This is a genomic window from Streptomyces sp. CCM_MD2014, assembly GCF_000772045.1.
GTDB classification, from domain to species: domain Bacteria; phylum Actinomycetota; class Actinomycetes; order Streptomycetales; family Streptomycetaceae; genus Streptomyces; species Streptomyces salinarius.
In genome coordinates, this window is sequence record NZ_CP009754.1 from 7,518,205 (window position 1) to 7,532,193 (window position 13,989).

Consider the following 13,989-nt stretch of genomic DNA (forward strand, 5'->3'; position numbering starts at 1 on the left):
CTGTGCTCACAGCTGGCCGACATCGGTGACGCGGACGACGGCACGGCCTTCCGCGTCGGAGGCGGTGAGGTCCACCTCCGCACTGATGCCCCAGTCGTGGTCGTCGTTCGGGTCGTCGAAGATCTGCCGCACGCGCCACAGCCCGTTCTGCGGCTCCTCCTCGATGACCAGCAGCTTCGGACCGCGGGCGTCGGGGCCGGTGCCGAGGTCGTCGTACTCGTCCCAGTACGCGTCCATGGCCTCGCCCCACGCGTCGGCGTCCCAGCCGGCGTCGGCGTCCATCTCGCCCAGCTCGCCGACCTGGTCGAGGGCGGCGAGTTCGACACGGCGGAACATGGCGTTGCGGACCAGGACACGGAAGGCGCGCGCGTTGGCGGTGACCGGCCGTACCTGGTCGGCCTTCTCCTGAGCCTCCTCGGCGGTCATCTCCTCCGGGTTGGCGAGCTGCTCCCACTCGTCGAGGAGGCTGGAGTCGACCTGACGCACCATCTCGCCCAGCCACTCGATCAGGTCCTGCAGATCCTCGGACTTCAGGTCGTCCGGGACGGTGTGGTCGAGGGCCTTGTAGGCGCTGGCCAGGTAGCGCAGCACGATGCCCTCGGTGCGGGCGAGCTCGTAGTGGGAGACCAGCTCGGTGAAGGTGAGTGCCCGCTCGTACATGTCGCGGATGACCGACTTCGGGGACAGCGGGTGGTCGCCGACCCAGGGGTGGCTCCGGCGGTACGTGTCGTAGGCGTGGAAGAGCAGCTCCTCCAAGGGCTTCGGGTACGTGATGTCCTGGAGGCGCTCCATGCGCTCCTCGTACTCGACACCGTCCGCCTTCATCGCGGCCACGGCCTCACCGCGCGCCTTGTTCTGCTGGGCGGCGAGGATCTGCCGCGGATCGTCCAGAGTGGACTCCACGACCGACACCATGTCCAGGGCGTACGACGGCGACTCGGGGTCCAGCAACTCGAAGGCGGCCAGCGCGAACGTGGACAGCGGCTGGTTCAGCGCGAAGTCCTGCTGCAGGTCCACCGTGAGACGCACGATGCGTCCCTCGGCATCCGGCTCGTCGAGCTTCTCCACGATGCCGCCGTCCAGCAGCGAGCGGTAGATGGCGATCGCCCGCCGGATGTGCCTGAGCTGCTGCCGGCGCGGCTCGTGGTTGTCCTCCAGCAGGTGGCGCATCGCGGAGAAGGCGTCACCGGGGCGGGCGATCACCGACAGCAGCATGGTGTGCGTGACGCGGAAACGGGATGTCAGCGGCTCCGGCTCGGAGCCGATGAGCTTGTCGAACGTGCTCTCCGACCAGGCCACGAAGCCCTCGGGAGCCTTCTTCCGGACGACCTTCCGCCGTTTCTTCGGGTCGTCCCCGGCCTTGGCGAGCGCCTTCTCGTTCTCGACGACGTGCTCGGGTGCCTGCGCGACGACGAAGCCCTCCGTGTCGAACCCGGCGCGCCCGGCCCGGCCGGCGATCTGGTGGAACTCACGGGCCCTCAGCGTCCGCACCCGGGTGCCGTCGTACTTCGTCAGCGCCGTGAACAGCACGGTACGGATGGGGACGTTGACGCCCACGCCGAGCGTGTCCGTTCCGCAGATCACCTTCAGCAGGCCGGCCTGCGCGAGTTTCTCCACCAGCCGCCGGTACTTGGGCAGCATGCCGGCGTGGTGGACCCCGATGCCGTGCCGCACGTAGCGGGAGAGATTGCGGCCGAACTTCGTGGTGAAGCGGAAGTTGCCGATCAGCTCGGCGATCCGCTCCTTCTCCTCCCGCGTACACATGTTGATGCTCATCAGCGCCTGCGCCCGCTCCACGGCCTGCGCCTGGGTGAAGTGCACGATGTACACGGGGGCCTGCCGGGCGGACAGCAGATCGGTGAGGGTCTCGGTGAGCGGGGTGTAGCGGAACTCGTAGGACAGCGGCACGGGGCGGGTGGCCGAGCGGACCACCGCGGTGGGCCGACCCGTGCGGCGCGTGAGGTCCTTCTCGAAGAAGGAGACGTCACCGAGGGTCGCCGACATCAGGACGAACTGGGCCTGTGGGAGCTCCAGCAGGGGGATCTGCCACGCCCAGCCGCGGTCCGGCTCCGCGTAGAAGTGGAACTCATCCATGACCACCTGGCCGATGTCCGCGTGCTTGCCGTCGCGCAGCGCGATCGACGCCAGCACCTCGGCGGTGCAGCAGATGACGGGGGCGTCGGAGTTCACCGAGGCGTCGCCGGTGAGCATGCCCACGTTCTCGGTGCCGAAGATCTTGCACAGCTCGAAGAACTTCTCCGACACCAGCGCCTTGATCGGAGCCGTGTAGAAGGTGACCTCGTCCCGGGCCAGGGCGGCGAAGTGCGCGCCCGCCGCGATCATGCTCTTGCCGGAGCCGGTGGGCGTCGACACGATCACGTTCGCGCCGGAGACCACCTCGATCAGCGCCTCCTCCTGATGGGGGTAGAGCGTGAGACCGCGTTCCCGGGCCCACGCCTCGAAGGCTTCGTACAAGGCATCGGGGTCGGCGGTCCGCGGCAGCTGATCGATGAGGGTCACGCCCCCATCTTGCCTGTCCCGGGCCGCGATGGGGGAATCGGCTGTCCGCGTGAAGATCACGAACGCTACGCTGGGTCGCCGACGCGTCAACAGCGGACCCGGACAACTGCACAGCGGCACACGAGGAATGGGGCGGGCAACGGCGATGATGGGACCAGCACACTCACTGTCGGGCGCCGCGGCGTGGCTCGGAGTCGGAGCGGCGACCGCCGCCGCGGGACACCCGATGCCCTGGCCCGTGCTGCTGGCCGGAGCCCTGATCTGTGCCGGAGCGGCGCTCGCCCCCGACCTCGACCACAAGGCGGCCACCATCTCCCGGGCCTTCGGACCGGTCTCACGGGGGCTGTGCGAGATCGTCGACAAGCTCTCCGCCGCCGTCTACAAGGCCACCAGGAAGCGGGGCGACCCGCGCCGCTCCGGCGGACACCGCACGCTGACGCACACCTGGCTGTGGGCGGTCCTGATCGGCGGAGGCACGTCGACGCTGGCGATCGTGGGCGGCCGGTGGGCGGTCCTGGCGATCCTCTTCGTGCACATGGTGCTGGCCATCGAGGGCCTGCTCTGGCGGGCCACCCGCGGTTCGAGCAGCGACGTTCTGGTCTGGCTGCTGGCCGGGACCAGTGCGTGGATCCTCGCCGGAATCCTGGACAAGCCGGACGGCGGTGCGGACTGGCTCTTCACCGCGCCGGGCCAGGAGTACCTGTGGCTGGGGCTGCCGATCGTGCTCGGGGCTCTGGTGCACGACATCGGGGACGCTCTGACCGTCTCCGGCTGCCCGATACTCTGGCCGATACCGGTGGGACGCAAGCGCTGGTACCCCATCGGCCCGCCGAAGGCCATGCGGTTCCGGGCGGGCAGCTGGGTGGAGCTGAAGGTGCTGATGCCGGCGTTCATGCTGCTCGGGGGAGTGGGCGGCGCCGCCGCGCTCAACTACATCTGAGTGACGCGGGCCGGGCCGGCTCAGCCGGTTCCCCCGGCGTCCTGCCCCTCGCCCGCGCCGTAACGCCGCTCGAAGCGTGCGACGCGCCCCTCCGAGTCCACCGTTCGTGCCTTGCCCGTGTAGAAGGGGTGGCTCTCCGAGGAGATCTCCACGTCCACCACCGGGTAGGTCTCGCCGTCGTCCCACTCGATCGTCCGGTCGCTGGTCGCGGTGGACCGGGTCAGGAAGGCGTACCCGGCACTGCGGTCACGGAAGACGACGGGCCGGTAGTCGGGGTGCTTGTCCTGCTGCATGGCTGCTCCTCGTACGGCAGGGATCATCGGTATGACGGCACGGGTCCGCCGTCGCCGGTGGCGTCAGCCCGGCAGGGAGTCCTCGTCGACCACGTGCATCGCGGCCTCTTCGGCGGAGGCGGCCGCGCCGTCGATGCCCACGTCCATGGCGACCAGCGCCGGCTCCTCGTCCTCGTGCGCCCCCTCGTCGGGGGCCACGAGCCGGCCGGAACGGTCCGCGCCGACCTCGTTGTCCAGCAGCTCACCGTCGGTGCCGTCGGAGTCGCCCAGCCCGTCACCGTCGGGGGCGAGCTCGTCCGGCCGCTCCTCGGCGAGCCGCTGGTCCAGCGTTTCGCCGCGGCGGCGTTCGGCGGCCGTCACTCCGGTGTGCTCCACCGCCCAGGGACGCTCGGGCGGGGACCAGCCACGGTCGAGCGGATCGTCGACACCGTCCTCCTCGAGGGTGTCCTCGCCGTCGAGCAGGCCGGTGTCCTCCCTCTGATCGGATCCGTCGGGCTGGTAGACGTCATCTCCCCATCCGTCGACGCTGTTCACGGGTACCTCCAGGGGGTGGGGACCGGCCCCTTCTCACCGTGCACCGCGGCGGGCTGCCGCTGCACGGGGCACAGGCGTCACCCCTCGCGGAACCGCGCGGTTCCGGGGCCTGCCTCGAGCCGGTGCCTGTTCCCAGCCTTCCACTCCCGTTCGGGACCGCGCAACGGCACGGACTCCGCCGGGGGACCCCCAGGGCCTGCCCCTCCGGGTGCACCGGCCGGGCCGGCCCGGGCGGACGGACCCGGCACCGGCGGCCCGCCGGCCCCCTGCCCACGGCCCGGTCCTGCACCGGGCCACCGCCCGCCCCGTCCGGCGGCACCGCGTCTCGCCGGGGCCGGCACCGACCGGGTGGTGGCCCCGAGGCGACCCGCACGCGACCGGCCCCGGCCGTCGCCCGCAGGCCCGGCCCCGGTCGTCCGGCCCGGAACCGTTCCGCCGGCGAAGGGAGGCGCTGCACCGCTATCCGTGCCAGGACCGCCACAGCGCCGCGTAGGCGCCGTCCGCCGCGACGAGTTCGTCGTGACTGCCCAGCTCACTGATCCGGCCGTTCTCGACCACGGCGATGACGTCGGCGTCGTGGGCCGTGTGCAGGCGATGGGCGATCGCGATCACTGTGCGGCCTTCCAGGACCCGGGACAGGGACCGTTCGAGATGGCGCGCGGCCCGCGGATCGAGCAGCGACGTCGCCTCGTCCAGCACCAGTGTGTGCGGGTCGGCCAGCACCAGGCGGGCCAGCGCGATCTGCTGGGCCTGCGCCGGGGTGAGCGCGAAGCCGCCCGACCCGACCTCGGTGTCCAGGCCCTCGTCCAGCCCCCGGGCCCAGTCGTCCGCGTCGACCGCGCCCAGCGCCGCCCACAGCTCGGCGTCGGTGGCGCCGGTCCTGGCGAGCCGGAGATTGTCGCGCAGCGAGCCCACGAACACGTGATGCTCCTGGTTGACCAGGGCGACGTGCGAACGTACCCGTTCCGCGGACATCCGGGACAGTTCCGCGCCGCCCAGGGTGATCCGGCCCTCGCGGGGACCGTAGATGCCGGCGAGCAGCCTGCCCAGAGTGGACTTGCCGGCCCCCGAGGGGCCGACCAGGGCGAGCCTGGTGCCGGGGGCGACCTCCAGCGACACCTTGCGCAGGACGTCCACCCCCTCGAGGTAGCCGAAGTGCACCCGGTCGGCGTGCACGTGCCGTCCGTCGGGGGACAACGTGCCGTCACCGGCGTCCGGCTCGATGTCCCGCACTCCCACCAGCCGGGCCAGCGACACCTGCGCCACCTGCAGCTCGTCGTACCAGCGCAGGATGATGCCGACCGGGTCGACGAGCATCTGCGCGATCAGCGCCGCCGTGGTCAGCTGACCGACCCCGATCCAGCCCTGGAGGACGAACACACCGCCGATGAGCAGGACGGAAGCGAGCACGGTCACATGGGTGATGTTGATGACCGGGAACAGCACCGACCGCAGCCAGAGGGTGTAGCGCTCCCAGGCCGTCCACTCCCTGATCCGGCGCTCCGACAGTTCGATGCGGCGGGTGTCGAGCCGGTGGGACTCGACCGTGCGCCCGGCGTCCACCGTCTCGGCGAGCGCGGCGGCCACCGCGGCGTACCCGGCGGCTTCCGAACGGTAGGCCGCGGGCGCCCTGCGGAAGTACCAGCGGCAGCCGATCACCAGGAGCGGTACCGCGATCAGCACGGCGGGCGCCAGGGGCGGTGCCGTGACCACCAGGCCGCCCAGCAGCAGCACCACCCACACGGCACCGATGGCGAGCTGGGGCACGGCCTCGCGCATGGCGTTGGCGAGCCGGTCGATGTCCGTGGTGATCCGGGACAGCAGGTCGCCCGTGCCGGCCCGCTCGAGCACCCCGGGCGGCAGTCCGACCGACCGGACGAGGAAGTCCTCGCGCAGATCGGCCAGCATCCGCTCGCCGAGCACGGCCCCGCGCAGCCGTACCTCGCGGACGAACACGGCCTGCACGAGGAGGGCGAGCACGAAGAGTGCGGCCGTCAGGCCGAGACGCAACTCGCGGGTGTCGTCCGAGACCCGCTCCACGAGCCCGCCCAGCAGGTAGGGGCCCGCCATGGAGGCGATGACGGCGACGGTGTTGACGGTGACGAGGAAGAGGAACGCGCGACGGTGCCGACGCAGCAGTTCTCCCACGTAGGCACGCACGGTCGGGCGGGCGCCGACGGGCAGGGTGCTCGCCGTCGTGGGAGCCGCCGGGTCGTAGGAGGGGGGCGCGACGCCGATCATGCCGTTTCCTCGATCTCTTCCAGTCGGTGCAGTACGTCGTCGTCGCTCAGGGCGCCGTCGCTCAGGGCGTCGGCACGGTCGTCACCGAAGCCCTCGCCACGGTCGACACCGCGGTCGTCGTCGGTGCGGGACTTCGCCGGCCTTCCCGCGGCCGGCACGCCGTCGCGGAGCGTTGCGGTCTCCTCGTCGGTTTCTCGGGTCACCACCGCCCGGTACCTGGGCTCGGTGCGCAGCAGTTCCCGGTGGGTGCCGACCGCCGCGACCTCGCCGTCGTGGAGGAACACGATCCGGTCCGCGCGGTCCAGCAGCAGCGGGGACGAGGTGAACACCACCGTGGTCCGCCCCGCGCGCAGCGTGCGCACACCCTGCGCGATCCGTGCCTCGGTGTGCGAGTCCACGGCCGAGGTCGGTTCGTCCAGGACCAGCACCTCCGGGTCCGTGATCAGGGACCGGGCCAGCGCCAGCCGCTGGCGCTGGCCGCCCGACAGCGACCGGCCCCGTTCGGTGATGCGGGCGTCCATCGGGTCGTCGGCGCCGAGCGAGCCCTGCGCGAGCGCCGTCAGCACATCACCGCACTGCGCGGCGGCCAGCGCGTCCTCGGCACCCACGGCACCCGACGCGGGCACGTCGAGCAGTTCCCGGAGCGTGCCGGAGAGCAGCACCGGATCCTTGTCCTGGACCAGCACGGCGGTGCGCGCGGACTTCAGGGGCAGCTCGTCCAGTGGCACCCCGCCCAGCAGAGCCGACGTGCCCTCCTCCGGGGGGTGTCCGCCGAGCCGTTCCGCCAGCCGTCCGGCGGCGTCCGGGTCACCGCACACCACGGCGGTGAACCGGCCCGCGGGAGCCAGGAGACCGGTGGCCGGGTCGTACAGGTCCCCGCCGGGGGTCTCGGCGGCACGTGAACCCGTGGTGTCCGTGGCGCGTTCCAGGGCCAGCACCCGCGCGGCCCGCTTGGCCGAGGGCCGGGAGAAGGAGTACGCCATGGCGATCTCCTCGAAGTGCCGCAGGGGGTAGGTGAGGATCATGACGGAGCTGTAGACGGCGACGAGTTCACCGACCTCGATGCGGCCCTCGCGGGCCAGGTGGACGCCGCGCCAGACCACCGCGATCAGCAGCAGGCCGGGCAGCAGCACCTGGATCGCGGAGATCAGGGCCCACATGCGGGCGCTGCGTACGGCCGCGTGGCGCACCTCCTGGGAGGCGCCGCGGTAGCGCTCGAGGAAGAGTTCCTCGCCGCCGATGCCGCGCAGCACGCGCAGTCCGGCGACGGTGTCCGAGGCGAGTTCGGTGGCCCGGCCGGCCTTGTCCCGCTGGACGTCGGCCCGCCGGGTGGCGCGGGGCAGCAGGGGCAGGACCGCGAGGGCCAGCACCGGCAGGCCCACGACCACGACGACGCCGAGCGCCGGCTGGTAGACGACCAGGGCCGCACAGACCAGCACGACGGTGAGCGCGGCCGCGGTGAAGCGCGAGACGGCCTCCACGAACCAGCCGATCTTCTCGACGTCGCCGGTGGACACGGCCACGACCTCACCGGCCGCGACGCGGCGGGTCAGCGCCGAGCCCAGCAGGGCCGTCTTGCGGGCCAGGAGTTGCTGGACGCGGGCCGCGGCGGTGATCCAGTTGGTGACGGCGGCGCGGTGCAGGAAGGTGTCGCCGATCGCGTTGCCGGCGCAGCACAGCACCATGAGACCGCCTGCGACGGCGAGCCCGGTGCCGGAGCGGTCGACGACCGCCTGGATGGCGAGACCGACGCAGAACGGCAAAGCGGAGACGGAGGCGAAGTGCAGCAGGCCCCAGGCCAGTGACTTGAGCTGGCCACCGAGCTGGTTGCGGAACAGCCACCACAGGAATCGGGGGCCCGAGCGTGCGTCCGGCACACCCGGGTCGGGATACGGAAGGTCTTGGATCTGCATGACGTCCCAGTGGCTCGTGTCAGGAGGTGCCGTTGCCAGGCGGCATCGAGAGGCTGCAAACCGTGACAGGTTCGCGTCGCCGCGTGCCCAAAATCAAGCGGTTTTCCGCAGTGGGGCACGCATCCGGCTGCGGCCCGCGGCACATCGTCCGCCCGCGTCCGCGGCGCCCCCATGCCCGCCCGGGACATCCCACCCGCGCCCACCCGCCGCAGTCCTGACGGCAGGCCCGAAGCGAGTGCGAGGATGGACGGATGGCGAGTGGTGGCGGACGGCGTGCGGCGGTCGCGATGGCGGCCCTGGGCTCCCTGGTGACGATGACGGCGCTGTCGGCGTGCGGCGGCCCGTCGGGGCACGGAGCGGACACCGGGGCGAGCGCGCCCCCCGGCGGAGCCGGCCGGAGCGGTGCGACGGCCGGCCCCGCCACGATCCCCGGCGTCGGCGACCGGCTCCAGCGGCGCATCCCCGCCGACTCGCGCCAGGTCGTCGCGGTGTACGGAGACGGCAGAAACTCCGCCGACGCCACGGCCGTGCTCTACACGAAGCACGGCTCCGCCTGGCACCGTGCCCGCAGTTGGGCGGCGCACAACGGCACCAAGGGATGGACGACCGACCACCACGAGAACGACAAGCGCAGTCCCGTCGGCGTGTTCACGCTCAGCGACGCGGGCGGCGTGCTTCCGGACCCGGATCCGGCCCCCGGCACAGGCCTGCCGTACAGCCGGTCCGCGAGCTTCGCCGCGCCGCGCTGGTGGGCGAAGTCGTACTGGCACGACTTCGACTACGTCATCGCCATCGACTACAACCGCGTCAAGGGGACACCGCCGAACGACCCGACCCGTCCCGAGGGTTCGGAGAAGGGCGGTTCGATCTGGCTCCACATGGACCACGGCAGCGGTACGTCGGCCTGCGTCAGTCTGCCCAAGTCGGCGATGGAGTACCTGCTGCGCACGCTCGACCCGGACCTGCACCCCGTGGTGGTCATGGGGGACAGGGCGAACCTGAAGGCCTGAGCGCGGACGTCACGGCACCCGGGTCAGGCCGTGTGCCGGTGCCCCCGGTCGCCGTCGGGGCCGTCGATCAGCGTGTCCAGCAGCACGCCCAGCACCGCGCGCTGTTCGTCGGTCAGCGGGGCGAGGATCTCCTCGGCGGCGGACCGGCGTGCGGTGCGCAGTTCCCTGAGGGCCGCACGCCCGTCCTCGGTCAGCTCGATCCGGATGACGCGGCGGTTGGCGGGGTCCGGGACGCGGCGCACCTTTCCGGCCGTCTCCAGCCCGTCGACCAGGGTCGTCACCGCCCGTGGCACGACCTCAAGGCGCTCGGCGAGGTCGGCCATGCGCGGGGGCGAGCCGTAGTGCGCCAGCGTGCGCAGCAGCCGGGACTGGGCCGGAGTGATGCCGAGGCCGCGGTGCTCGAGATGGCGCTTCTGGATGCGGTGCACCCGGCGGGTGAGCCGCAGCAACTGCTCGGCGAGCAGGCCGTCGGGATCGGGGGCGGTCATACGGGAACAATATCAGGATGACGTTCATTGTGAGTATAGGTAACAATGACCTGTGATCCGTAAGGTCCGCGCCCCGCCCGTGGCAGTACCCGAGGGACTGCCGTCCGGACGGTTTCGCGGACCTCCCGTCGCCGCCTCTCGTAGGAGCCCATGCACCCCGACCGCGAATCCGCCTGGACCGCACCCGCCGACGCCAAGGAACAGCCCCGGCAGGTGCGCCGCATCCTCAAGCTGTTCCGCCCCTACCGCGGCCGCCTCGCGGTCGTCGGCCTGCTGGTCGGCGCGGCGTCCCTGGTGTCGGTCGCCACGCCCTTCCTGCTCAAGGAGATCCTGGACGTCGCGATCCCCGAGGGCCGCACGGGCCTGCTGAGCCTGCTCGCCCTCGGCATGATCTTCGGCGCCGTCCTCACCAGCGTCTTCGGCGTGCTGCAGACCCTGATCTCCACCACCGTGGGCCAGCGCGTCATGCACGATCTGCGCACCGCCGTCTACGGCCGGCTGCAGCAGATGTCCCTCGCCTTCTTCACCCGCACCCGCACCGGCGAGGTCCAGTCCCGCATCGCCAACGACATCGGCGGCATGCAGGCCACCGTCACCTCCACGGCCACCTCCCTGGTCTCCAACCTCACCAGCGTGGTCGCCACGATCGTCGCCATGGTCGTCCTCGACTGGCGCCTGACCGTCGTCTCACTGCTCCTCCTCCCGGTGTTCGTGTGGATCAGCCGCCGCGTCGGCAGGGAACGCAGGAAGATCACCACCCGGCGCCAGAAACAGATGGCCGCGATGGCCGCCACGGTCACCGAGTCGCTCTCCGTCAGCGGCATCCTGCTCGGCCGCACCATGGGCCGCTCCGACTCGCTCACCCGCGCCTTCGCGGACGAGTCCGAGAGCCTGGTCGACCTGGAAGTCAGGTCGAACATGGCGGGCCGCTGGCGGATGGCCGTCATCACGATCGTCATGGCCGCCATGCCGGCCGTCATCTACTGGACCGCGGGCATCGCCCTGCAACTCGGCGGCCCCGACGTCTCCCTCGGCACGATCGTCGCCTTCGTCTCGCTCCAGCAGGGGCTGTTCCGCCCGACCGTGAGCCTGCTGTCGACGGGCGTCCAGATCCAGACCTCGCTCGCGCTGTTCCAGCGCATCTTCGAGTACCTCGACCTGCCGATCGACATCACCGAGCGGCAGGATCCCGTCCACCTCGACCACGTCAAGGGCGAGGTCCGCTTCGAGAACGTCCGGTTCGGATACGACGGCAAGGGCGGCCCGGTGCTCGACGGCATCGACATCACCGTCCCCGCCGGCAGCAGCCTCGCCGTCGTCGGTCCCACCGGCGCAGGCAAGTCCACGCTCGGCCACCTCGTGCCGCGGCTCTACGACGTGACGGGCGGCCGGGTCACCCTCGACGGGATCGACGTGCGCGACCTCGACTTCGACACCCTCGCCCGCGCGGTCGGCGTCGTCTCGCAGGAGACGTACCTCTTCCACGCCTCCGTCGCCGAGAACCTGCGCTTCGCCAAACCGGACGCCACGGATGCGGAGCTGGAGGCGGCGGCGAGGGCGGCCCAGATCCACGACCACATCGCCGCCCTGCCCGACGGCTACGACACCGTGGTCGGCGAGCGCGGCCACCGGTTCTCCGGCGGCGAGAAGCAGCGCCTGGCCATCGCCCGCACCATCCTGCGCGACCCGCCCGTCCTCGTCCTGGACGAGGCGACCAGTGCCCTGGACACCCGTACCGAGGCCGCCGTGCAGGGGGCCATCGACGCCCTGTCCGCCAACCGCACCACGATCACCATCGCCCACCGTCTGTCCACCGTCCGGGACGCCGACCGGATCGTGGTCCTCGACTCCGGACGCCTGGCCGAACAGGGCACGCACGAGGAGCTGCTCGCGCAGGACGGGAGGTATGCCGCGCTGGTCCGCCGGGACGCCCGACTGGAGCCGACAAGATGAAGATATGCCGGGTTTATCTGCATATGGGGGTTACCGTGCCCGCATGCAGATGAACACTCCACCACGGAGCGCGAGAAGCGCGGGGAGCGCCAGAGGCCCCAGGAGGAGCCTCCGGAACCCCAGAGGTGTCAGAGGTCCCAGGAGCCCGAGGAGAGCGATCCGGCTGACGCGCCGGGGCCGTGTCGCACTGATCGCGGTCGGCGCCGTCGTGGCCGGTACCGCGGTGGCCGTGCCGCTGCTGACGACGGACGACGAGGGCGAGTCCAGGCCCACGTCCCTCGTGATCCCGGAGGGCTGGCGCGCGACCCAGGTCTACGGGGCCGTCGACAAGGTCCTCGCATTGCCCGCGGGTACCACCAAGAAGTCCCTGGCCAAGGCCAACCTCAAGCTGCCGGACGACGCCGAGGGCAACCCCGAGGGCTACCTCTTCCCCGCGACCTATCCGCTCGGTGAGAACCCCACCCCGGAGAAGCTGCTGACGGCCATGGTCGAGAAGGCCAACAAGAGGTTCACCGGCGCGCCGGTCGCCGCGGGCGCCCAGCGCAACGCGCTGAACGTCTATCAGGCGGTCACCATCGCCAGCATCGTGCAGGCGGAGGCCGCCACCGAGGAGGACATGGGCAAGGTGGCCCGGGTCGTCTTCAACCGGCTGGAACGCGGCATGCCGCTGCAGATGGACTCCACCATCAACTACGCCCTGGGCCGTTCCACCCTGAGGACCACGGCCGAGGACACGAAGATCGACAGTCCTTACAACTCGTACCAGCGCATGGGACTGCCGCCCACCCCCATCGCCAATCCGGGCGACGAGGCGATGAGCGCGGCGATCAACCCGACCCCGGGTGACTGGCTGTACTTCGTCACGGTCAAGCCGGGCGACACCCGCTTCACCGCCGACTACGCCGAACACCAGCGCAATGTGGACGAGTTCAACCGCCTGCAGCAGAGCGCCTCGAAGCAGGCCGAGGCCGCCAAGTGACCGGTCGGGGCGTCACGCGGCCACCGGCTCCCCCTCGGCCAGCAGCCGCCTGATGTCCCGCACGGCCGCACGCCCCGCCCGGTTGGCGCCGATGGTGCTGGCGGACGGACCGTAGCCGACGAGATGGATCCGCGGGTCGGCGACCGCACGCGTCCCCTCCACCCGGATGCCGCCGCCCGCCTCCCGCAGCCGCAGCGGCCTCAGATGGTCGATGGCGGGGCGGAACCCGGTCGCCCACAGGATGACGTCCGCGGCCGCCCGCCGCCCGTCGCCCCACTCCACCCCCTCGGGCGTGACCCGGTCGAACATGGGCTGCCGGTCCAGCACGCCCGACTCCAGCCCGGCCCGGATCGCGTCGTTCAGCGGCAGCCCCGTCACCGACACGACACTCCTCGGCGGCAGCCCCTGCCGCACCCGCTCCTCCACGAGTGCCACCGCCGCCCGGCCCGCCTCCTCGTCGAAGGGCCCCTCGCGGAAGACCGGGGGTCTCCTGGTCACCCACGTGGTGGCCGCGGCGTACGGCGCGATCTCCAGCAGGTGCTGCGTCCCCGAGGCACCGCCGCCCACCACGATCACGCGCTGCCCGGCGAACTCCTCGGGCCCGGCGTACCGCGCGGTGTGCAGTTGCCGTCCCCGGAAGGTCTCCTGACCCGGGTAGCGCGGCCAGAAGGGGCGGTCCCAGGTGCCGGTCGCGTTGATCAGCGCGCGCGTCGACCAGGTCCCGGCCGAGCTCTCGACGAGCAGCCGCCCGTCCGTCCCCTCGCGCACGGCGCGCACGTCGACCGGCCGCAGCACCCGCAGGCCGAAGGTCCGCTCGTACTGCGCGAAGTATCCGCTCACCACCTCGGCGGACGGCCGCGCCGGATCCGCGCCGGTCAGCTCCATGCCCGGCAGGGCGTGCATGCCGTGCACCTTGCCGTACGTCAGCGACGGCCAGCGGAACTGCCAGGCGCCGCCCGGCCCGGGGGAGTGGTCGAGCACCACGAAGTCGCGCTCCGGCTCGAACCCCGTGCGCCGCAGATGGTAGGCGGCGGCGAGTCCGGCCTGACCGGCACCGATGACGACGACCTCGACCTCGCGCAAGTTGTTCACGCTTCTACCAACGGCGCCGGAGGCCC

General features: G+C 71.8%; 11 protein-coding genes. 4 read left to right on the forward strand and 7 right to left on the reverse strand.

Translation table 11 applies throughout. The features are described from left to right. Positions 1 to 6 precede the first annotated feature (6 nt). Positions 7 to 2,520, reverse strand: a complete 2,514-nt coding sequence (locus NI25_RS33565) for a DEAD/DEAH box helicase (protein WP_061446060.1) — start codon at positions 2,518 to 2,520, stop codon at positions 7 to 9. A 145-nt stretch (positions 2,521 to 2,665) separates the two neighbouring features. On the opposite strand from NI25_RS33565, the gene NI25_RS33570 reads away from it, so the two are divergent. After that, complete coding sequence (locus tag NI25_RS33570; protein WP_061446061.1) at positions 2,666 to 3,460, forward strand: metal-dependent hydrolase; 795 nt, start codon at positions 2,666 to 2,668, stop codon at positions 3,458 to 3,460. 20 nt (positions 3,461 to 3,480) lie between these two features. Here NI25_RS33570 and NI25_RS33575 read toward each other — a convergent pair whose 3' ends face one another. From NI25_RS33575 to NI25_RS33590, 4 genes are all read right to left on the reverse strand, one after another. Continuing rightward, entirely contained in the window at positions 3,481 to 3,753 is a 273-nt protein-coding gene (locus NI25_RS33575) for a type B 50S ribosomal protein L31 (RefSeq protein WP_061446062.1), read from the reverse strand. A gap of 63 nt (positions 3,754 to 3,816) precedes the next feature. Continuing rightward, positions 3,817 to 4,287, reverse strand: coding sequence for a DUF5709 domain-containing protein (locus tag NI25_RS33580; RefSeq protein ID WP_061446063.1), 471 nt, complete (start codon positions 4,285 to 4,287; stop codon positions 3,817 to 3,819). A 459-nt stretch (positions 4,288 to 4,746) separates the two neighbouring features. After that, the gene (locus NI25_RS33585) at positions 4,747 to 6,528 is read right to left on the reverse strand and encodes an ABC transporter ATP-binding protein (RefSeq protein WP_061446064.1); all 1,782 of its coding nucleotides are present in this window, start codon (positions 6,526 to 6,528) and stop codon (positions 4,747 to 4,749) included. After that, the gene (locus NI25_RS33590; RefSeq protein ID WP_061446065.1) at positions 6,525 to 8,441 is read right to left on the reverse strand and encodes an ABC transporter transmembrane domain-containing protein; all 1,917 of its coding nucleotides are present in this window, start codon (positions 8,439 to 8,441) and stop codon (positions 6,525 to 6,527) included. The genes NI25_RS33585 and NI25_RS33590 overlap by 4 nt, the downstream gene beginning before the upstream one ends. A gap of 251 nt (positions 8,442 to 8,692) precedes the next feature. Between NI25_RS33590 and NI25_RS33595 the strand changes: the two genes are divergently transcribed. After that, positions 8,693 to 9,451: a hypothetical protein gene (locus NI25_RS33595; RefSeq protein WP_061446066.1), complete on the forward strand. Its 759-nt coding sequence runs from the start codon at positions 8,693 to 8,695 to the stop codon at positions 9,449 to 9,451. Between the two features lie 23 nt (positions 9,452 to 9,474). Here NI25_RS33595 and NI25_RS33600 read toward each other — a convergent pair whose 3' ends face one another. Next, positions 9,475 to 9,939, reverse strand: coding sequence for a MarR family winged helix-turn-helix transcriptional regulator (locus NI25_RS33600; RefSeq protein WP_061446067.1), 465 nt, complete (start codon positions 9,937 to 9,939; stop codon positions 9,475 to 9,477). A 150-nt stretch (positions 9,940 to 10,089) separates the two neighbouring features. On the opposite strand from NI25_RS33600, the gene NI25_RS33605 reads away from it, so the two are divergent. After that, complete coding sequence (locus NI25_RS33605; protein ID WP_061446068.1) at positions 10,090 to 11,892, forward strand: ABC transporter ATP-binding protein; 1,803 nt, start codon at positions 10,090 to 10,092, stop codon at positions 11,890 to 11,892. A 223-nt stretch (positions 11,893 to 12,115) separates the two neighbouring features. Beyond that, positions 12,116 to 12,871, forward strand: a complete 756-nt coding sequence (gene mltG, locus NI25_RS33610; protein WP_061447205.1) for an endolytic transglycosylase MltG — start codon at positions 12,116 to 12,118, stop codon at positions 12,869 to 12,871. A gap of 12 nt (positions 12,872 to 12,883) precedes the next feature. Here mltG and NI25_RS33615 read toward each other — a convergent pair whose 3' ends face one another. After that, positions 12,884 to 13,963: an NAD(P)-binding domain-containing protein gene (locus NI25_RS33615; protein WP_061446069.1), complete on the reverse strand. Its 1,080-nt coding sequence runs from the start codon at positions 13,961 to 13,963 to the stop codon at positions 12,884 to 12,886. Positions 13,964 to 13,989: the final 26 nt, after the last annotated feature.